General features: G+C 34.9%; 25 protein-coding genes and 1 other annotated feature. Of the genes, 9 read left to right on the top strand and 16 right to left on the bottom strand.

What is annotated here, in order from left to right:
• Positions 1 to 65 precede the first annotated feature (65 nt).
• Positions 66 to 989, top strand: coding sequence for a VanZ family protein (locus tag ACFCYJ_RS18400; protein WP_376075670.1), 924 nt, complete (start codon positions 66 to 68; stop codon positions 987 to 989).
• A gap of 359 nt (positions 990 to 1,348) precedes the next feature.
• Here the strand turns inward: ACFCYJ_RS18400 and ACFCYJ_RS18395 are convergent, their stop codons facing one another.
• On the bottom strand, positions 1,349 to 1,738 hold the full coding sequence (locus ACFCYJ_RS18395) for a RidA family protein (RefSeq protein WP_376075668.1): 390 nt from the start codon (positions 1,736 to 1,738) through the stop codon (positions 1,349 to 1,351).
• Positions 1,739 to 2,014: 276 nt separating this feature from the next.
• Here ACFCYJ_RS18395 and ACFCYJ_RS18390 point away from each other — a divergent pair, with 276 nt between their 5' ends.
• Entirely contained in the window at positions 2,015 to 2,458 is a 444-nt protein-coding gene (locus ACFCYJ_RS18390; protein ID WP_483869488.1) for a tubby C-terminal domain-like protein, read from the top strand.
• 167 nt (positions 2,459 to 2,625) lie between these two features.
• Here the strand turns inward: ACFCYJ_RS18390 and ACFCYJ_RS18385 are convergent, their stop codons facing one another.
• The 3 genes from ACFCYJ_RS18385 to ACFCYJ_RS18375 all read right to left on the bottom strand — a co-directional run bounded on the left by ACFCYJ_RS18385 (position 2,626) and on the right by ACFCYJ_RS18375 (position 5,443).
• A complete protein-coding gene (locus ACFCYJ_RS18385; protein WP_376075665.1) occupies positions 2,626 to 2,853 on the bottom strand; it encodes a hypothetical protein in 228 nt (75 codons plus the stop codon).
• A gap of 900 nt (positions 2,854 to 3,753) precedes the next feature.
• On the bottom strand, positions 3,754 to 4,689 hold the full coding sequence (locus tag ACFCYJ_RS18380; RefSeq protein WP_376075663.1) for a PD-(D/E)XK nuclease family protein: 936 nt from the start codon (positions 4,687 to 4,689) through the stop codon (positions 3,754 to 3,756).
• A 13-nt stretch (positions 4,690 to 4,702) separates the two neighbouring features.
• Positions 4,703 to 5,443, bottom strand: coding sequence for a sulfite exporter TauE/SafE family protein (locus ACFCYJ_RS18375; protein ID WP_376075661.1), 741 nt, complete (start codon positions 5,441 to 5,443; stop codon positions 4,703 to 4,705).
• Positions 5,444 to 5,530: 87 nt separating this feature from the next.
• On the opposite strand from ACFCYJ_RS18375, the gene ACFCYJ_RS18370 reads away from it, so the two are divergent.
• Positions 5,531 to 6,028, top strand: a complete 498-nt coding sequence (locus tag ACFCYJ_RS18370) for a DUF1648 domain-containing protein (protein ID WP_376075659.1) — start codon at positions 5,531 to 5,533, stop codon at positions 6,026 to 6,028.
• A 232-nt stretch (positions 6,029 to 6,260) separates the two neighbouring features.
• Positions 6,261 to 6,980, top strand: a complete 720-nt coding sequence (locus ACFCYJ_RS18365) for a metallophosphoesterase family protein (protein ID WP_376075658.1) — start codon at positions 6,261 to 6,263, stop codon at positions 6,978 to 6,980.
• Between the two features lie 329 nt (positions 6,981 to 7,309).
• Here the strand turns inward: ACFCYJ_RS18365 and ACFCYJ_RS18360 are convergent, their stop codons facing one another.
• The 5 genes from ACFCYJ_RS18360 to ACFCYJ_RS18340 form a co-directional block, all read right to left on the bottom strand.
• Positions 7,310 to 7,477, bottom strand: coding sequence for a hypothetical protein (locus tag ACFCYJ_RS18360; protein WP_376075656.1), 168 nt, complete (start codon positions 7,475 to 7,477; stop codon positions 7,310 to 7,312).
• Complete coding sequence (locus ACFCYJ_RS18355) at positions 7,470 to 7,655, bottom strand: helix-hairpin-helix domain-containing protein (protein ID WP_376075654.1); 186 nt, start codon at positions 7,653 to 7,655, stop codon at positions 7,470 to 7,472. The genes ACFCYJ_RS18360 and ACFCYJ_RS18355 overlap by 8 nt, the downstream gene beginning before the upstream one ends.
• 272 nt (positions 7,656 to 7,927) lie before the next feature.
• Positions 7,928 to 8,536 (bottom strand): CPBP family intramembrane glutamic endopeptidase, encoded by a 609-nt coding sequence (locus tag ACFCYJ_RS18350; RefSeq protein WP_376075653.1) that lies wholly within the window; start codon positions 8,534 to 8,536, stop codon positions 7,928 to 7,930.
• 337 nt (positions 8,537 to 8,873) lie between these two features.
• Positions 8,874 to 9,302 (bottom strand): GNAT family N-acetyltransferase, encoded by a 429-nt coding sequence (locus ACFCYJ_RS18345; RefSeq protein WP_376075652.1) that lies wholly within the window; start codon positions 9,300 to 9,302, stop codon positions 8,874 to 8,876.
• A 15-nt stretch (positions 9,303 to 9,317) separates the two neighbouring features.
• Positions 9,318 to 9,758 (bottom strand): GNAT family N-acetyltransferase, encoded by a 441-nt coding sequence (locus tag ACFCYJ_RS18340; protein ID WP_376075651.1) that lies wholly within the window; start codon positions 9,756 to 9,758, stop codon positions 9,318 to 9,320.
• A 113-nt stretch (positions 9,759 to 9,871) separates the two neighbouring features.
• Here ACFCYJ_RS18340 and pdxR point away from each other — a divergent pair, with 113 nt between their 5' ends.
• Together pdxR and ACFCYJ_RS18330 are read left to right on the top strand one after the other, a co-directional pair.
• The gene (gene pdxR, locus ACFCYJ_RS18335; RefSeq protein WP_376075650.1) at positions 9,872 to 11,260 is read left to right on the top strand and encodes a MocR-like pyridoxine biosynthesis transcription factor PdxR; all 1,389 of its coding nucleotides are present in this window, start codon (positions 9,872 to 9,874) and stop codon (positions 11,258 to 11,260) included.
• The gene (locus tag ACFCYJ_RS18330; RefSeq protein WP_376075648.1) at positions 11,245 to 11,565 is read left to right on the top strand and encodes a hypothetical protein; all 321 of its coding nucleotides are present in this window, start codon (positions 11,245 to 11,247) and stop codon (positions 11,563 to 11,565) included. The genes pdxR and ACFCYJ_RS18330 overlap by 16 nt, the downstream gene beginning before the upstream one ends.
• A gap of 602 nt (positions 11,566 to 12,167) precedes the next feature.
• Here ACFCYJ_RS18330 and ACFCYJ_RS18325 read toward each other — a convergent pair.
• The 3 genes from ACFCYJ_RS18325 to ACFCYJ_RS18315 form a co-directional block, all read right to left on the bottom strand.
• Positions 12,168 to 12,389, bottom strand: coding sequence for a hypothetical protein (locus ACFCYJ_RS18325; RefSeq protein WP_376075647.1), 222 nt, complete (start codon positions 12,387 to 12,389; stop codon positions 12,168 to 12,170).
• Positions 12,390 to 12,399: 10 nt separating this feature from the next.
• A complete protein-coding gene (locus tag ACFCYJ_RS18320) occupies positions 12,400 to 12,939 on the bottom strand; it encodes a sigma factor-like helix-turn-helix DNA-binding protein (protein WP_376075645.1) in 540 nt (179 codons plus the stop codon).
• A 95-nt stretch (positions 12,940 to 13,034) separates the two neighbouring features.
• Complete coding sequence (locus tag ACFCYJ_RS18315) at positions 13,035 to 13,211, bottom strand: hypothetical protein (RefSeq protein WP_376075644.1); 177 nt, start codon at positions 13,209 to 13,211, stop codon at positions 13,035 to 13,037.
• 149 nt (positions 13,212 to 13,360) lie between these two features.
• Here ACFCYJ_RS18315 and ACFCYJ_RS18310 point away from each other — a divergent pair, with 149 nt between their 5' ends.
• Positions 13,361 to 13,783: a hypothetical protein gene (locus ACFCYJ_RS18310; RefSeq protein WP_376075643.1), complete on the top strand. Its 423-nt coding sequence runs from the start codon at positions 13,361 to 13,363 to the stop codon at positions 13,781 to 13,783.
• A gap of 32 nt (positions 13,784 to 13,815) precedes the next feature.
• Here ACFCYJ_RS18310 and ACFCYJ_RS18305 read toward each other — a convergent pair whose 3' ends face one another.
• The 4 genes from ACFCYJ_RS18305 to ACFCYJ_RS18290 all read right to left on the bottom strand — a co-directional run bounded on the left by ACFCYJ_RS18305 (position 13,816) and on the right by ACFCYJ_RS18290 (position 17,438).
• On the bottom strand, positions 13,816 to 14,259 hold the full coding sequence (locus ACFCYJ_RS18305; RefSeq protein ID WP_376075642.1) for a hypothetical protein: 444 nt from the start codon (positions 14,257 to 14,259) through the stop codon (positions 13,816 to 13,818).
• 271 nt (positions 14,260 to 14,530) lie between these two features.
• Positions 14,531 to 15,754: a GNAT family N-acetyltransferase gene (locus tag ACFCYJ_RS18300; protein WP_376075640.1), complete on the bottom strand. Its 1,224-nt coding sequence runs from the start codon at positions 15,752 to 15,754 to the stop codon at positions 14,531 to 14,533.
• Entirely contained in the window at positions 15,751 to 16,488 is a 738-nt protein-coding gene (locus ACFCYJ_RS18295; protein ID WP_376075638.1) for an AAA family ATPase, read from the bottom strand. Before ACFCYJ_RS18295 ends, ACFCYJ_RS18300 begins: the two co-directional genes overlap by 4 nt.
• Positions 16,489 to 16,526: 38 nt before the next feature.
• Positions 16,527 to 17,438 (bottom strand): EamA family transporter, encoded by a 912-nt coding sequence (locus tag ACFCYJ_RS18290; protein ID WP_376075637.1) that lies wholly within the window; start codon positions 17,436 to 17,438, stop codon positions 16,527 to 16,529.
• Positions 17,439 to 17,576: 138 nt separating this feature from the next.
• Positions 17,577 to 17,776 (bottom strand) — a binding site (T-box leader).
• 237 nt (positions 17,777 to 18,013) lie between these two features.
• Here ACFCYJ_RS18290 and ACFCYJ_RS18285 point away from each other — a divergent pair.
• Together ACFCYJ_RS18285 and fumC are read left to right on the top strand one after the other, a co-directional pair.
• Positions 18,014 to 18,229 (top strand): hypothetical protein, encoded by a 216-nt coding sequence (locus ACFCYJ_RS18285; protein ID WP_376075636.1) that lies wholly within the window; start codon positions 18,014 to 18,016, stop codon positions 18,227 to 18,229.
• A 381-nt stretch (positions 18,230 to 18,610) separates the two neighbouring features.
• Positions 18,611 to 20,002, top strand: a complete 1,392-nt coding sequence (gene fumC, locus ACFCYJ_RS18280; RefSeq protein ID WP_376075635.1) for a class II fumarate hydratase — start codon at positions 18,611 to 18,613, stop codon at positions 20,000 to 20,002.
• Positions 20,003 to 20,312: the final 310 nt, after the last annotated feature.

Here is a 20,312-nt window from a genome sequence, read left to right as displayed (position 1 = left end):
AAGTAAAGTACACAAAGTAGTTCGTAAATGACTAGAGGTATCGGTATGAAAAGGAGATAAAAAATATGAAAAAACGAAATTTAATTATAATGATTACTATTCTATACACAGGTCTGATCTTATACTTCATGTTTTTTGGATTTAATCGTCTAGACCATTACGAAGATTACAAAAGCTACGGCTACGAATTTTTGCTCATCCCATCAGGTGTTCCTTTGAATTTCCCTAGATTTACATTTTCTTGGCTATACAATTTTGGAAATATAGCAGCATTTATTCCCTTTGGTATCCTATTTCCTTTAGTCAATCAAATTGATTATAAAAAATTTATAGGATGGTTCATGATCGTGATACTTGGATTGGAAACGATTCAATCTTTAGTACATCTCGGGACTTTTGATGTAAATGATGTTATTTCAAATACTATAGGTGCAACAATAGGATATGTTGTTTACAAAGTTGGATTCACTTCAAACTTGACTTTTAAAAAACTCATCGCTTCGTCCTTGTCTGCCATTATACTGTTAGTTTGCGTGATGATTGTCTCTGAAGTTTTAGATAAACGAGTAAGTCCTGTACAACCCTTGCATGCTATTGAAGAAATCACAGGAGCTAAACCACTAACGAACGATGTACCGACCTTCACTGTAGCTGGTAATAAAATAGAACCTCAATTCAATTTATATAGTAATAAAGGAAATACTACCAAAACCTATACTTATACTATTGAAGATAAAGAGGAGCTAACATTCTTTCTAAACATTGGAATTCCAGATCAAGAGGAATTCAAAGGTGAAGTGACCATAATTACGGACGGAAATGTAATATTCCAAAAAAATGAAGTGAATTTGAAAGAAGAATCCGAAACAATTGAAATGCCATTAGAAATTCCGTTATATTACGAAGCCAAAAAAATGACCATTATGATCACTGGTAATATAAAGCTATGGGATGTAGGCTTCACAGAACTGAAGCATTGGTGGGAATAGAGTGATTCATTTCGCATCGGAGTAATTGCATCTTTCTAAACAATGCAGAAGAATGCTTTATTCGTTTTCTTCTTTATACAATACTGGACGTTCTCTTACGTCCATAAACAAAGTGAAGCTTTGGCTCAAATTAATTGAGTACTTAGGCTTCACTTTGGTTATTGTATATTTTTTATTTCAATGTTGTTGAATCGTAAAAAACTTTGTAACAACTAACTTTGATAGATACTGAATTATCAATCGAGAATCCCGTCAAATAGCTACTGCAGCTTTAAAATAAAGTTTAAACATAAAAATCTATTTTGCTCCTAGTTTAATCTTATATAGAAAAGCCCCCTAGCATAAGGCCCTCAATACTTTTAAATATCTTTACACGCACAAGCATCAACCTCTACTTTAAAGACTGGTGCTGCCAGAGCTACTACATATATCATTGTCGTACAAGGGAGATGTTCACCTAAAAAATCGCCAATAATTTTTCTTCTTTGCTCTGCTTCAAAGTCACCAACTAAGTAAAAAACCAACTTTGTTAAATCACAAACATCCATCTCAGCTGACTCAAGGTTTCTTTTTATATTCTCCAAAGCTAACTGTAATTGCTCTAATGGATTCTCAGGTACTGTTCCATCTACTTCCAATCCAAGTTGACCCGACAAAGTAAGCCACTTTTGAGGACCTGTGACCTCTATTTGGTGTACGTACGGTGCTACTGGTTTATGTACTGTTTCTGGGTTTCTTGAAATTTTCAAAAGGCACCATTCCTTTATTTTTTTGTTGTAAAATTCTGTATTTCATTATAACACAAAATCAATTCGTAACTACTGAACTAACCTGCACCATAAGTTCAAAAACAGATTGTAACTAATTACGGTACAACTTATTTGGACAGGGATATCAATGCATATTAAAATTGATAAAGATCGAATTATTTAAGAGAGATCATAGAGGAGAGACATCTTTGCAGATTTATTCATATAGCATCCCAAAATTAGATTCCTATTACACAAGTATTCCCATTTATAACAATGACAACAAAGTTATTAGTATTCTCAAAAAAAAATCGCCATCGTTTCCTAACACAACTGTCTCATATGCTTCTACGATATGGAATGCCCTACTGCTATAATGCTTTTTCAATCGATAATCATCCAATATACAAAATTGATTGTGTATTTACAGGTGTTCGATATACACTTTATAGCTGCAATACAATGGATAAGGTTTCAATTACACAAAATCGTGTGCAATTAATTGAAAAGGTGCAATCTTTTATGCTCAACGGGGACGTGTACCAATTTGAGAAAGACTACACTTATTCAGGAACCTTAACGTTAAATGGTGAAAAAATTGCTGTAATTAGAAATTTAGATAGTACAAATACAAATTTAACGAATCGTATCCACATTGAAGCTATCAATGATGACATCGCCTCTCTAATTGCTATCATTTATCAAACATTTGTCTATTAAAAAATGTTTGATACTGTTTTATTTCATGCGCTTTAAAGGCAGAATTGATTCTAAAAATTTTTGTAAATTAATCCTGTCTTTATAAACGCGCCCTTAAAATTTATCTATCCTTTCAAAGCATAATAAAAAGCCACACCTTGATAGAAGATGTGACTAATTACATTTGATTAATCAAATTCTAAAACATTTTTTTCTACTACTACTTTGTAAACATCTATAGTACTAATTAAAATCGTTTTATAATGTTCTGTTTCAGTAAATGAATACCAAGGCTTCTCATTGAACCCTTTAGAAATTTCTTCTACAAATGTTTCTTGTTCAATATTATTCTTGATTTTATATTCTTCTTCATGACCCTCGTTAAAATAATACTTCACTTTATATTCATACTCCATAAGTTAACACCTCCCATCTACCTATATAATGGATTGTAATGACCAGAAATATGAGCATAATAAAAAGCCACACCTAGTTAGGTATGACATTTTATAAGTAAGCTTTCACTTTTGGCTCACTCGCTCCATTTTCAGATTCAATTCTGCTCACACAATACTTTAAAATACACGCTCATTCTTATTCCCAATTAACAGACATACCTCTCCAAGAGCCAATGTATATTATTGAAGGTTTTCCATTGGGTTAGTAGAATTTTTCTCCAGAACAAATTTTATTACTTTTACAGTATTCTTTACCTCTGCTTTGTTAAATAGCGCTTACTGCACATTACTCAGTATTTAAGGGCTCAATATAAAAATACTTTTATAAAGTAAATAATTAAACTGACCGCAACAACCGTATTGAACACCAAAGCAATCTTATATTGAAACCTAATTTTAAATAAAGACACCAGTATATAATGAAGAAGTAAATATATTGTTAATACAACAAAATGCATGATAGAAAACACGAAACTCATTGTGATTAAAGAAAAACGACTTAAATCTCCTGGATAACTATCTGCAGCTGTAAAACGTATACTGCCCACCAAAAGTACAGTTATCCATTGCATATAGTAGGTTAAGATAAACACTATTAAAAAATAAACTACATAAGATAAATATTGAAAAAATGACTTAATATCCATTTCACACTCCTTAACTAAATGAGAGTATTGAACTCTGATTTCTATGTATGATTAGTTACAATAACGATAACATTATTAGATTTGTTGTATATTTCCTATAACCCGTTATACATAATTTAAAAAAGCACCGAAAATTAACGGCGCTTCGTTTTTCTTTGATTCTTTCGAGTTTGATGACTTTTTTAGTTGGTCACTCGCTCCATTTTCAAATTCAATTGTGCACACATAATTCTTTAAAATTACACCCTTTACAGTGCCATTTTTCAAGGGTTTGCTCAAATTCCTCAAAGTCTACAGGTTCATTCGAGAAAATATCCGCCTGATATTTTTTCATTTCCAGCACACTTCGCTGGAACGTATGTAAAATATTGTCCATATCAAATGCTGTAAAGGTGTATTTTTTTCGTTTGCCAGTCAATAAATATTCATTATAAACATCAATCTGGTCAAGAGATACGCGATATTTCTGCTGAATATAGTAAGCATAGAGTGCTAACTGTTGGCGATCATCATCGGACTCTCCTCCAGTTTTCCAGTCGATAATAATCCACTTGTCTGTCATCTCATCAAAATAATGAAAATCCATTACGACAAAAACTTGTACACCCTCGATTTTCATGGAACGAAATTGTTCAGGCTCACCGATTCGTAACGAGCCTTTTTGTGCGGTAATTTGCTGGAATGTTTCACTATTAAGAAAGTTGTCAAACACAGCCGTCATGCGCTCTTTATAGTCCTGTACAAGTTCGGGATTTAACTGCCCTTCGTAATAAATTTCTTGCATCATATAAAATTTATTAGGCTTATGTCTCCATAAATCTATTCGGCGTGTAGAATCGATAAAAGCGGCATTGAGCTGGCCACGCGCACGATTTACAAGTTCAGCAACAGTCGGCGCCTTGCCTGTTTGCAAATAATCATTGATCGATTGCTCTATTAAATGATGGACGATTTGCCCAAATAAAATCGGCATGGATTGAAGCTTTTTTAAGCGATAGACATGTTGATGATATGGCTCCACATTGTAACTTAGCCAACCATTATGAGAAAAATAATATTCATAGCCATATTTTCGCGCACAGCTTGTTAACGTTTTATGACGTGACAGTGACCACGAAAAAGATGGATAAGGTGTGATTTCAAACATGGATATCGCCTCCCTATATCTGTTTGAAAAAATCATATACTAGCTGTACTATTAGCACAATTGTCACAATACGTAGCAATAGCTTTACTTGATTTGCCTTAACCTTACTTGCAAGGATAATGCCTATTTGCGCACCAATTACAGAACCAATCATTAAAACGATGGTCAACGTCCAATCAATTTTACCTGTAGCAATATACGTAATCGCGGCTCCTGAGCACATCGCAAAAACACCTACACGCGACAAACCTACTGCTTTCATATAAGAAATTTTTTCATGTGCATATGTATAAAGGGCCAGCGTACTGCTACCAGGGCCGAACATGCCGTCATAAAAACCAATCCCAAGAAGAATTGGACCGTTTTTACGATTCATTGTGAAGCTTTCTTTATCTCCAAATTCAGCCCCACCAATAAAGGACATAATAAGAGCAAAGCCTAATAAAATAATAGCGATAAGCGTTAATGTTTGACTGCTCATAAACGATGCAAACAGCCCCCCAAGTGTACCACCGACTAAGGAAACAAGTAATACTGAACGCATTTCTGACCATAACAATTCTTTTCTTTTATAGATTGTGTAAAAGCTTGAAAAGGCACTGACCATATTAGAAACCTTATTCGCACCAATCGCTGAATGGACTGGGACCCCCACTAACATCATGGTCGGTAATGTTATCAACCCCCCACCACCAACTAACGTACCAATGACGTTGCCAACGATTCCAATTAGTAAAAACAACAAGTATTCCATTTAACCCTTCTTTCTATGACACACATGATGGTATTCTTATGATACAGTATAACAGACTGTAATTAAGTTGAACTATGAGGTGAACGAATGCTTGAACAACAAAAAACACCTACACCGCGTGTTTGTAAATCGCTAACGCTTATTGTCGCGACTATTTTTTTAGCTGGCATTACGGCAACGCTAATCCAATATAATAAGCTCCCCGCTTCTATACCTGTTTTGCAAAGCTTTAAGAGTGAACATGCGCAATTTGGCCCGAAAATCGCCATTTTTTATTTACCTTTCATTGCCTGCATGCTATTTTTGCTTTTACACTATTTAGAGATGAGAGCAGCTTATCCTATCCTACGTAAAAATAAGCCTACCTTGTCTCATATCCAGCGACAAAATGGTATCATTACCTTTTGTCTCATCAAAAATAGTATACTCTTATACTTTACATATTCACTATTCAATGATTTAACAGTTGCTTTAGGCCATCATCGTATTTTACAGCAGTGGCATGCTTATGTATTTCTATTTGTACTAAGTACAATATTTATAATGGGGATCGTGCGTGGGATTTTATTGAATAAAAAGGGATAGAGCATGCCCTAAGCTGTACTAATGTATGATAAATAACAGTAAATGTAGATTTAAAGTAACTGTTTATAAAAAAGTTGCATCGTTTTGCCCCTTTAGATATGTTTTGTCTAAAGGGGCTCCTTTGCTCTTTTTTTCGGTTCATTTATTTTTTAAAGGATTAAAATGCAGTTTGTCGAATAACATGGAGAAACAACTATAAAGAATAGATGGATTTTTATGAGGGGGACGATTTGTGACAAAAATTGCAATTATTTCAGATATCCACGGGAATAAAACGGCATTAGAAGCAGTTTTAAAAGACATTCGATTAAGAAAGATTGAAAGAATTTTTTGTTTAGGTGATTTAATCGGCAAAGGTCCCCAAGGATCTGAATGTATAGAACTCATCCAAAAGAACTGCGAAAGAGTAGTTCGAGGTAATTGGGACGTATTCATTCAATCACCTACTGATAATGATTTTATACAGTGGTTCAAAGATAGACTAACAGAAAAAGATTATCAGTATTTAGCTTCGTTACCATTTAATATTGATCTTGAATTAAATGGACAATTAATAAGGTTTTTCCATGCATCTCCAAGAAGTGAATTTGAACGTATCTCAGTTAATCATCCTATTGAAAAGCGTTTATCTATGTTTGAGAATAGTGAAGTAACAAATTCAATCAATAACAATAAATTCCCTGATATTGTATTCTACGGCGATATACATACGACTTTTTTACATACATATAAAAAGGGTATTCTATGTAACGTTGGGAGTGTCGGAAATTCACTTGACTTAACTTCAGCTTCATATGCGATCCTAGATGGAACACATTCAAACAATGCCATCCAATTTATTAGAGTAGATTATGACAGACAGGCTGAGCTTATGATTGCAGAAGAGTTGGGTTTGCCCCAACTAGATAAATATTATGATGAAATTATGTTAGCAAAGTATCGAAATGCTTAGAGCTGTTTTTTTATCGGGTGCATCGATCATACTTTATTTCAAATCTACAGAAAAAAATAAGCTACTTGATGCCAAATAGCATCGAGTAGCCTAAAAAAATTTTACAGATCCGTTTTCATCTGTTCAAATGTATGTATTACGCATATTTTGTACACCCCGAGCCAATTCAATGCTTTCCAGGGCAAAATGTAGGAGGGCTTTTTTATTCTTGACTTTGTACACATAAATAAGGATAAAAATGCCGAGTGAATTAGATAGGCGAACCCCAGCTAGTGATAGTAATATTGCCAACATAAAAATGACCAAATTAAATATGACTAATTTTCCTCCTATTGTAATTTCCTTCGCATTTTTCGAGAAAAAATAAAGCCTGCTCCAAGGAAGAATAAAAGTGCCATAAACTTCATGAGAGGAATAATAAATAACTTGCTAATCACAAAAACAACAAGGATATAATAGGCCACCATTGCCAGTAAAAATAATGTTAGTTTATTCACTGTACTCCCTACTTTCATTCCGTGCTGCTTCAATGGCCGCTAGCGCTTTCGGTCCCATCCCATGTAAATTTTTTAACGTCGATAAATCAACCTTTTCCAATTGCTCTAATCGTGTATACCCTGCCGCATTTAATGCACGTATAGCAGGCTTCGCTATTCCCTTTGGCCATTCCGTCATTTATGCTCGTCCCTTCCTTTTACGTCTATTAAGGATCTCTGTTCCTATAATACCTATTAATAGTATAGCTAGTGAGGCGACATGATAATCAACGAAAAAAGTCGTAAATGCTATATTATAATAGCGGCATATTGCGGTGATAATACGCCCTCCCATTAATATAAATCCGATAATCAAGCATCCTTTTACTACCTGCTCGATGAGTTGCATTTCAATCACCTCTTCGCTTTATTATGCAATCGAACATGATGAAATGCAAATGAGCTAGGCTCTTAGAGCATATTAAACATTGCCATGAAGGCGGCAATCAGATTGACAATGCTATGGATGCCCCAGCTTGTTAGGATGGAACCATTAGATTTTCGTTCATTGATCCACCCCATTAAATAACCTACAAATGCGGTTGCTATAACAACTAATACTACAACTCCAAAAGGAATAAAAGAAAACATCAACAATCCATGTAAAATGCCAAATAGTAAACTTTGCATGATATTTCCCATTTGAAAACCAAATTTATGCATGAATCTTTTCAATAAAAAGCCTCGGAATAACAGCTCCTCTGACAACCCCGTTTGTACAATTGAATGGAAAAGTGCTGGAATGAGCGCTGAAAAGCCAAGTCCTGTAAAACGATTGGTCGCTAAGGTTGAACTATCTAGGTAGAAATAGCTGATTGTAGTAAGGGGTACGAATAATAAAATAATAATGAATAAAAACCATAGAAAATAATTCCCTTTATTTTCCACTACAGGCTTTTGAAGGCCGAGCCATGTTAAAAATGATTGTTCCTTTCTTGCTGAGAAAAACCACCAAATAAACGGAATAACTGAAAATAAAATGACTTGAATAATTGCATTTATCGCACTTTCCAAAACCATAACTTTCCCCCTGTTCATAATGTTTTACATGAAGAATGACAAGCGATGTTGAAAGGTTCTTCTCGGAAATCGCCGGAAGGAACTACTTTATCTCCGCTTGATGTTTGAAACACGCCGGTAACATCTACTTTATCGTCGGTTGTCAATATTTCTGTCCTTCTTCATGTTAAGCATATTAAATAGCGGAGTTAAAATCAAGACAAATTTAATGATAATCATTAAATAATTATCTTTTATAACTAAATATTAAATGTTAATCAGTATTTATACATAAAAAATACGACTAGAAAAACACTAGTCGCTTTCATTCTTTATTCGGATTTCTCTCTTTATTTCATCACAATGCTTTTCGAAAAGAATAGCACCATTTCTCATACCCTAATCGATCTTCATAAAAACGATGTGCACTAATCCTTTGGATACCAGACTCTAAAGAAATATAGTGTGCCCCATTTTCTTTGCCCCATTGATGAAGATAATGCAATAATTTCTCACCATAGCCTCTTGAACGATGGGCCTCATCCGTTACTAAATCATAGATAAAAATATGGCGTTCATTGTAAAAGTTGACTCGCCAACTTAATCCGGCGACTGCCACAATGTTTATATTTTCGTATAAAGCAAATAACAAATAGCCATCTTGGATCATTTCTTTTAACAATGTTTGATATTTTTCTACCGTTAATTCCGTCCGGAGCTGCACCATAACGGCATATGCTTCCATCCACTCCTGCTCCGTTGTTAATTGTTTTATGGATACAGTCATTATTCGAACCTCCGTTTACCAATACTTAATATAATGAAATACTCCATCATCGATTTTCATTCCGAGCCTCTCATATAGTTTTTGAGCACGAACGTTATCTGTCGCTGTTTCTAAACCTATATAACGTGCATCCTTCTGTACACAATACGAATAGCACTGTTCAATTAGTGCCTGTGCTACACCTTGTTTCCTAGCATGCTCAGCCACAAATAAATCGTTTAAAATAAACGCCTTTTTCATGGCAACAGATGAAAAAGTGGGAAAGAGCTGAACAAAACCAACTGGCTGCTTATCTATATAAGCTAAAAAAATGGACGACTCCTCCTTATTTAAACGCTCCAATAGAAACTGTTCAGCCTGTTCTAAGTCAGATTGTTGATCGTAAAATTCTCGATAGGCATTAAATAATGGCACCACGTCCCCAACTGTTGCTAAAGTTACTTTACGAATCTCCATGCACTTATCTCCCCATTTCTTTTTTATAGGTCATTCTAGTATGATGATAAATAACAAACTGACATTTAAAAAGAAACAGTTCTAGACATTTCAACATGTCAAGGAGGGACTTTATGAAGGATTTTATTTTCTTATTCACAGATGCAGAGGCAAAATATAAACAAATTTATCAGCAGGTCAAATGGTTAATCGAACAAGGGAGATTGAAAACGAATGATTCTCTTCCTTCTATTCGACGGCTAGCCGATACTTTACATGTCAGTCGGAATACAACGTTAACTGCCTATGAGCAGCTCGTAGCGGAAGGATTCATACGCGGTGAAGGACGAAAGGGTTATTTCGTCAATGAATTTGAGCAAGTGTTTCTACAGGAGAAAGAACGATCAAGCCTTACTCAAAATACGAAAAATAACAGTGAAGATATCATCATTGACTTTCGTGCTGGCGCTGTCGATCAACAGCATTTCCCTTTAAAAATATGGCGTCAAGTAGCTAATCAAGTGTTACCTTTAAACGAGTGCTATCAATATGGCGATCCTTTCGGTGAGCCCCTTTTAAAGGAACAGCTTGTACATTATTTACTTCAAGCTCGTGGGGTTCATGTAAATGAAGAGGACATAATTATTGGTAGCAGCACGCAACAAATGTTAATTTATCTAGGATTTCTATTAAAGCAGGATTTCCAAAGTGTTATTTTAGAAGACCCTGGCTACAACGGTGCACGGGAAGCGTTCAAGCTTCATGACTTTCATATAGAGACATTACCTGTGTTGGAAAACGGTGCACAGCTTGAGTATTTAACGCAGTTTCATTCGCGCCTACTCTATGTCACCCCTTCTCACCATTTTCCATATGGTGTTTCCATGAGCATTCAGCAACGACAAGCTTTAATTCAGTGGGCCAAAAATGTTGATGGATATATACTTGAGGATGATTATGATGGTGAATTCCGTTATACGCAACAGCCGTTTCCTGCTCTCGCCTCCATCGACAAGTCTCGTGTTATTTACATGGGGACATTTTCAAAATCATTTTTACCAGCGATTCGTTTAAGTTATATGGTGCTACCAAAAGCACTTGTTCAGCCATATAAAAAACGCTTTGCTCATTTTGAACATAACGCCTCGTCCTTACATCAATTAACAATGGCGAAATTCATGGAACAAGGCGAATGGACACGTCATATTAAAAGAATGCGTATCACCTATAAACATAAAATAAATACACTTGTAGAGGAACTTAACAAGCAATTCGGAGAAAAAATTACGATTCTCGGAGAGCAATCTGGGCTTTATATATTGGTTAAAGTGCATACACAATTTTCAGAAGAACAGCTCATTCAAAATGCACAACAACACGGAGTAAAAGTCTACCCTACGAGCCCCTATTTTCTACAACAGCCAAGTTCAGTGCCAATTATTCAATTAGGCTTTAGTAAGTTAAAAATGGAAGAAATCATCCTAGGTGTGCGACTGCTAAAAAAAGCTTGGATTTTAATTTAATTCCAAGTGGGTTCGGGTGTAGCGAGGTAGTCAATCCCCTCACGTACAAAATTAGCTCAAACGAAATAAACATAGCAGTCATTAGAATCGCAGAATACTATACTTCAGTAAAAAATGCGATAGAAACCCTTGTTCAAAACGTAATCAAATCGACTGAATTTAAAAATTATTCTGTTCACATTAAAAAAGCAAAATTACTATTAGATGAAAATCAAAAACCAACAGATATCGGTAAAGAAATGGAAAACAAAATTACTGAAGTTTTAGCGAAATTCAAACAAACTTATAAAAGAAAAGCCTATTAAAATATACATTTACAATAAACACAAAAAAACAAATTAAAAAACATCTACTTCTTCTTCGAGTAGATGTTTTTTTAAAGCCATTACATCTGACTTAACTAACTGCGTTTTTTTATATTTAACTCATCTGCTAGGTCTACTTGTGCTAACTCCTCTGAAACATAATATGTTTTATTTTTTCTACTTCTTGTATTTAAATTCGCAATCTCATTAAAAATTGATCACCGGTCATGCGGATCCTCTTGTCGAATTCGCTCTTGAATTATTGTTTTCTGATAAGCCAATAGCGTTCAAAACGTCTAAATTTTGATTACTATTAGTTCATTATTAGGAGAAGTAAGCTACTTCTTTATTAGTTTCTTTTAGGTCTTTATTAACTTCTATTATTTTTTATTCACTTTAGGCTTTTGCTTAGATGCAGCTGCTTTTAGCTTTACCAATGCTTCATTAAAGTCATATCTTTATCAGGAAAATTGGCGTCATGTTGCGATTTATTAAAGAAGTAGCCTATTGAATTAAATACTTCTCGTATAGTGTATCACGTGTATTTAAAATCTTTCTAAGCGTTAACTAATAATACTATTATTTTTCGGGGAAGATTGTCTTTATATAATTTTAATTTTTTCACATTCAATAAGTTTGAAGAACGAAGGTACTTTTCTGAATTGTTTTGTTTGAACAGTCATAATGATCATTAACGAAATTTCTTGCTCTAAATCCAATCTATTTTGAAAACTCGTCTGATGTAAAACTGATTTAATTTTAGGCTGCAACATATCTAGAATTTCTAGTTGAAATGCCGTACTTCTTAATTCATTCATAGGCATCAACATCACCTCAAATTTTTTTATAATCCTGCCTAATCTTTTGAAAAGTTTCGTTTTTAACTTTATTGACCGCTTGTTTCGAAACACCTATTTTTTTCGAAACTTCTTCTTCCGTTAGATTTTCTACAAAAATAGAATGCAGTATATGTTTCTTTTTTTGACTTAATTTCGAAACAATATTATAAAGTTGCTTGTCCTCGAAAATAGTTTCTAAATGAGTATATTCCGTAGAATATATCAATTCAAAATCACCATACAAACTTTCATTTGAAATTAAATCAATAAACTTATTCTCACCATCATTAATGTCATTATCTAAGATCAACTGATTAAATCGATTATTACGGCGAATTTTCTTGTCATATCTTTGAGATTCGAAATGTAAAACACGAGAAAAGTAACTAAGTAATTGAATTTTTCTAACGTGAATTTGGAATAGCTTTTCAATAGTATCTCTTGTATGAGTTGTAGGATTCTTTAAATAGCTTTTATAAAGTTCACTTACTTTTTCATCATCTAAAAAAGACTTTAATAGACGATTTTGAAACAAAAAATCAACTCCAATCAAATTGGAATATATGTTCTATTTTAGAGTAAAAAAAGAAAATGTATATCCACAATTATGTTCAATTTACTTTTTAAAATTTACTTATTTTCATGATTTTCTTTTTGTATTAATAGTTGAACAGCGTTTGTGTTGTTGTTTACAGCTTCGGTTAATAAACCTAACGATTTATCGAATTTCCAAAAGACCAATAAAAAAGCGACAATTGGAAATCCTGTATTACTAATCAAACCAATTAAGAATTCATATTCTCCCATCGAATCCCTCCTTTTTTTATAAAGGGAAATCTATAAATAGTTTGACAACCTTTTTTAAAATTCGTTAAATTAACACTTATTATGCCTCTAAAAGTCCATTAATCCCTAAAATTTGCTATAATTTTAAAAAAGATAAAGAGGGGGGCTATATGAAAAAGTTCAAAATTATATTACCTTTACTCATAATCGTTATAGCCAGTGTTTTTTTTATTGCAATGAAAAACCAAAACTACTCTGCAACAGATGTATTAGAAAACGCTGATTTTAAAGCAAAAAATCCAACTGTAACCATTCATAGTATCAATACAGACAAAGAAGATATATATACGGAAATTGAAATCCCAGAAAAAACAAAACGAGAACTTATAAAAGCTTTTCAAAACGCAAAATTTAAAAAAACAACCATAAACGCCTTTAATTACGATTACCGAATCACCATTGCATTAAATACAGGTTATGCAATGTACCTTGATTCAGATGAGAAATCACTGACTATCATTAGTACTAACAAAGACTATGCCATCGTAAACGATAGCGACTTTTTTAGTATTTTAGAAAAAGCAACGAAATAAGAGGCACTTACAATTTAGTAAGTGCCTTTTTATTAAGCCGGATAACCTATTTGTCCACCGGGCGTTGTAAAGCTATTAACTTTTCGAGATTTGATAAATCCGAATTCGTAATTAGGACGTTCGCGATTATCCGTAATCGTCATATTACATTTAGCCCATCCACCATTTACCATCGTGAAGTGAGATTCTAAAAGCTGTGTGTACCCCGTGTTTACATCGTTCATCAGCCACGATATTTCCGAAGCATTAAGACTTGTTAAAAGACTCATAAAACCTGCTGCTACAGAAGTCACTGCGCTTGTCAAGAAAACGAGTCCTAAAACACCGGTACCAAATGAAGTGTATGAATTCTTTACAACAGATTCATTTACCTTTTTATTTGCAAGTAGTTCAACTACTTTTTTTTGTGCACGAACCATCTCCGCGATTTGTGCTGTTGTAACATCGACCGTTCGAGTTGTTGAATAAAGTCCCATTGTAATTCCCCCTATTTATGATTTTATTTTGTTAGCTAACACTCTATAAAGGGAAATGTTGATTCGATTTAACAACCTCTTTTTTTAAAATCTCTTTATTTATGTCCATACATTTTGAAATTACATAACATTAGAAGTAGTCAAATCCCTGTAGAGCGGTTTTTTCGCTTACCCGATTAGTTTTCCCTTGTACCTGACCAATTACTTTCCCCCTGAACCCATAAAAAAGGAATCTGCACAGGCTGTCTCTGCACAAATCCCCATATATTTGTTAAAAATAATCAATAAACGTTGGAATGCCTATTGGTAGTACCGTCTCTAGTAATGCAATTTCAATGGCATTTCCGTGTAAACGCTCAATTTTTTCTAAATAGCTCGGTCGTTTATAGCCAAGTAACATCGTGGCAAGCGTTTGGACCGTTAGCTGAATAGCATTTTCAGACTGTGTCTCACTCACCATTTCGACTGCAACTTTTCCATTTTGCTTTGTAATGACAAATGTGCCATTATTCCATGCCACAATGCGATCAGTAACAGCGAGTCGAAGCTGAAAATCATTTCCGGTGAATGGATAGCGTAACAGAAATTCTTTTACATCTACAATTCGTGCCATAAAATAAGGGGATACCTTTTGAATAATTTCACTATCTTCTAGTAAAAAGGCAACGGCTTCATTGCCAGTTGTTTTACCATAGACATTATAAATCATCGAGCTATGTGCTGAGACAAAATTCCATAAGCCTTTACGCGCCTCTTCCTGCAAATAGACAATCTCGTCGATGTAGTAATTTTCCTCCATAATGCGGTAAAACATATACCCCTGTGGCAGATCATCCTCATCATAATACACTGCTGCCTGGAGGTTCACATCACTATCAATAAATTTTTCTTCCCAAAAATCTTCCTGAAACTTTTCATTCCAAGCAATGCTATTACGTACCATGACACCGTGTGTCTTCTTGGCATAGCGCGCATAAATGGTTACAACATCTTCATGTTTCGGATCGACACGGCGAATTTTACCGTTTAAGCCTTTATGGTGAGGAAGCTGCGTATCTTTGATTTGAAATTCCACAATGTCACTCATAATTTCCCAGCCCTTTTTTCGGTAATACGGGATTGAATATGGAAATAAATAGGATATACATTGTCCTTCATTGCGCATCCGCTCCAAGCTCTCAATAATAAGGCTCTCCATCAAACCATGCCCAGAATATTCAGGATACGTTCCGACCGCAGTAATGCCTCCCATTTCATAGATCCTACCATGAACATTTACCTCAAAAGGTAGGCTTAAAATTTGAGATACAAGATGTGAACCATCAAACCAACCAATGGCATGCCCCTCATTAAATTGCTTACTTTTAGCATTCACAAAGCGACGATCCTTATGAATGGACATGGACATTTGAAAAACATAATTAAGCAAATCGATAGACTGTGCCATTTCATCTAATCGAATTTCTCGCATGACTAAGCCTTTACGTTGATTCATGATTCTCTCTCCTCATCAAATAACTCTGAAAAAATAGTTTCTGGTGCATTTAAAAAGCGCTTCGTAACAATGTAATGAATGGTATCCTCATAGCGAATAGACTCAATGTCCCCATTATCAAAACTATAGATGGTCGCATTTGGATAGCCAAGCAAAATAGGTGAATGTGTGGCGATAATAAATTGTGCCTCATGCTCCAAATCCTTCATAATTTTAAGGAGACTAAGCTGTCTAGTCGGTGACAATGCCGCTTCAGGCTCATCCAATAAATAAATGGCCTTGCCTTTAAAACGATGTATGAATAGCGATAAAAAGGACTCACCATGTGATTGATGATGTAACGATTTACCACCAAAAGCGGCATACTTTTTCTTTGGGTCCCTTTCTTCTAACAAATCAATATGACTCGCAAATTGATAAAACGTTTCCGAACGTAGGAAAAAGCCATTTGAAACCTTTGGCCACCAGGATAAACGGATGAATTCCCCGAGTGAAGACTCCGCCTTATGTACTTCATATAAATTTTGACGACCACCACCCGCTGTATTAAAATCACAGCGATCAGCTATAGCCTCCAACAAGGTTGATTTCCCAGAGCCGTTTTCCCCAACAAAGAAGGTCACATTCGTAGGAAACTCTAGCTCCTGTAAATCCTGTAAACTTGGTATATTAAAGGGATACTGGTCTTTATCCACAATATCTCCCTGTAATACCTTACATGATTTTAAATACATTTTGTTTCCTCCCTTACTACTATTATACCGCGCTTACGCTACTCTGAAACCGATCTTTTCTCTAAATACAAGCTACACACGCCCAAAATAAACAAAAGACTGATTCCTATCAAGGAAACGGGCGACCATGATAGCCTTACATCAAACATCTGAAAGAAAAATGTGAATAATGGAACAAAGCATAAACTCATCATTACGATTAAGGGCGAACAATACTGAATACCTATCTTTAATAAATACATTGGAAGCATGACACCCACTGCTGTCACTGCGATTATCCATGAAATATTTCCCGAGAAATATTTGAAAAATATGTCGAAAGTCGCGAAAAAAGATAATAAAATTATGCCATAATAACGATTCGCTAAAATCATTGAAGTCGTCCAACCAGCCTCACTTAATCTCTTAGAATATATCGTACATAGTACAGCTCCAACTCCACAGCCAACACTTGCTATTAATGCTAAGATCACGGGCCATGTTATGTCCATTTGAACAGCTGATTTCCCACTAACAACTGCTACTATTAATATAGTACAAGCGATAAATGTCCCTGTGGCAATTACCCATTGTGCTTTCGGAATTGATTCCTTGGCGAAAACGGCTAACACCAAGACAAAAAGTGGTCCAATGCCCATCTCAAGTGCACTTACAATCGCTGACTCTACATATTTTAGAGCGAAATAAAACCCCATAAAAGCTAACACGGATGCGACATTCAACTTCACTACATCATTTATATTTCCCTTCCACCGATTAGCTTGTTTCTGTTTGCGTGCAAAGAAAGAGAAATAAATAGCTGTCATGAAAAAACTAATACCCGTAAATAAAAATGTCGGTACTTCTTGCACCTGCTTTGCATAGAAAACCTGGCTCATCGAAGTTAAAAGTGCTGAAAATACAAGAGCTACTAATCCTACTGTAGTTGCCTGTTTTTTTGTAATCTCCATACATTTCCCCCTCGTATTTATTTTTATAAACACACACAGCCCGAGAATTTTGTCGATGAAGCAATTCATCTTTTCTGAGCGATCCGGTATTCGAGCGTTTCTCAATTTCCCAAATAAAAAAACTTCATCTCAAATAAATATAGAGACGAAGTTATCCGCGGTACCACTCTGATTAGCTAAAAAGCTCACTTTACTATAACGGTAGTTGCCGTTTATGCTTACTTCATTCTGCATAAAAACTCCTGGACGAGTTCATAAATGGTTTGCGATGATTTCCACCAGCCATCATCTCTCTAAAGCAAACTACATTCATTACTACTTCCAATCATTGTTAATTTATTCGATACATCATAATCGATTTTCACTTTTTCGTCAAGCCACTAAAATGATTCCAAAATAGGGTCTACCGCCGGTTAACAAATGTTCTATACGATAAGTTCTTATCATACATTGAGTAAAACCTTCCCCCTTCTAATGAACCTCCTGTCTCTTTTAGATTACAAACGAATCGTAAAGGAAGGTATGAAACTCAAGTTTTTTCTAGGTTTAATAAAAAAGTTATAAGGAGAAAAAATATGTTTGTAACTCATTTTTATGAAAACAAAACGTCCGTTTTAAGCCAGCTACTAGTTAATCTTCCTATTATCGAAGAGAACATAAAAATTAAAGGACGTAAAGCAAAAGTTGTTCAGATTACTCAAATAGACGACCACAACTATCATGTAAGTATCATTTTTGAAAAAATACCTAAAAAACAACCATTAAAAGAAATTGGGAAGAAAAAGAGATAGCTCTTCCCTTTTTATCTGCCGACGCTATCATTTAATGGTAGCGTCTTAACTATTAAAAAGCGGGAATCGAACGCTAATAAAACTTTCATCGAAAATTGTTCTCAATGACCATAAATATTCCAAGTAAAGTATTTGACTTTTTAATTGATAACGATTATCATTATCGGTAGATTATTTCTTTACTCCGACATGCTTAGTTCAGAATCCCCCCTATTTTTTTGAAATAAGCATGTATCAAACGGATATTCTTACATCAGACTAAGAATATCCGTTTTTTAACTTCTTTGTGCAAGCACAAAGCCAAATCGGACAAAATTACGCCAATGCATAATTGATGATTATTAATTGGAGAGATTTACATAAATAAAGGAGCTGTTTTACATGGATTATCGTATTGAAAAAGACACTATGGGTGAAATTAAAGTACCTGCAGATAAAATTTGGGGTGCTCAAACGCAGCGCAGTAAAGAAAATTTCCAAATCGGTACAGAAAAAATGCCTATTGAGCTAATTCAAGCAATGGCTATTTTAAAGAAAAGTGCTGCGATCACCAATAATAAACTAGGTAAACTTTCAGATATTAAAGCAAATGCGATTGTGCAAGCAGCTGATGAAATTTTAAATGGTCAATGGAACGATCAATTCCCTCTTGTAGTTTGGCAGACTGGTAGTGGCACACAGTCAAATATGAACGTCAACGAAGTAATTGCGCACCGAGCAAACCAAATTTTACAAAATGCTGGTGAGGCTGATCGTATTCATCCTAACGATGATGTCAACAAATCTCAAAGCTCAAACGATACTTTCCCAACTGCTTTGCATATTGCAGCAGTGTTAAAAGTAGAAGATTATTTACTTCCTCGTCTACGCTTACTAAAAGCAACACTGGATGACAAAGCAGAGAAATTCAAAGATATTATTAAAATTGGTCGTACGCATTTACAAGACGCAACACCACTTACTTTAGGTCAAGAAATTAGTGGCTGGGTAGCAATGCTTGCTAAATCTGAGCATATGATTGTCCAAAATATTGAATATATGAAAGAACTAGCGATTGGTGGAACAGCAGTTGGTACGGGTATTAACGCACATCCTGAATTTGGTGAGCGTGTAGCAGCTGAAATTAGTGTACTTACTGACAAACATTTTACTTCAGCCGCAAACAAATTCCATGCACTAACAAGTCATGATGAAGCCGTTGTCGCACATGGCGCATTAAAGGCTCTTGCAGCTGACTTAATGAAAATTGCCAATGATGTTCGTTGGTTAGCGAGCGGTCCTCGTTCAGGTATCGGTGAAATTACGATTCCAGAAAACGAGCCAGGCTCATCTATTATGCCTGGTAAAGTAAATCCAACGCAAAGTGAAGCGATGACGATGGTTGTTACACAAGTCGTTGGCAATGACGCAACAATTGCCTTTGCCGCTTCCCAAGGTAATTTCGAGCTGAATGTCTTTAAGCCAGTAATTATTTATAACTTCTTACAATCCACTCGCCTACTTGCGGACACAATGAAATCATTTAATGATCATTGCGCTGTAGGAATTGAGCCAAATAAAGAAGTGCTTGATCATAATTTACAAAACTCATTAATGCTTGTAACTGCATTAAACCCTTACATCGGTTATGAAAATGCGGCAAAAATCGCGAAGAAAGCCCATAAAGAAGGTACAACTTTAAAAGAAGCAGTGATTGCTACAGGGTTACTAACGGAAGAACAGTTCGATGAATATGTGGACCCTGCGACGATGATTTATCCAAATGTAAAGTGATATTAGCGCAAGTTGAAAACACCAAGCTGACAAAACATTGATATACAGTTTTTTGATGATGAGGACCCTTTTGAACCAAGTAAGTTAATGCATATTACGGCATCGATTTGGGGCAAGATTGGGGCTATTTAATTTAATAATGGCTTGTTAAATGAAAATTGAGCTATCAAATAGGGTAATCGTTTAGATAAAAAAGTATGAGTAGGATTGGGGTTAATAAAGTGTACCCTTTGTAAAGGACATTTTGAAAAAAAGCTAGGCAACTTTTTGAAGCTGCTGTCTGTATTTTGCAGGCGGCAGCTTTTTCAAG

The sequence above is a fragment of the Lysinibacillus sp. NPDC056232 genome (genome assembly GCF_042267565.1).
GTDB lineage: Bacteria > Bacillota > Bacilli > Bacillales_A > Planococcaceae > Lysinibacillus.
This window is presented reverse-complemented; position numbering and strand designations above follow the sequence as displayed.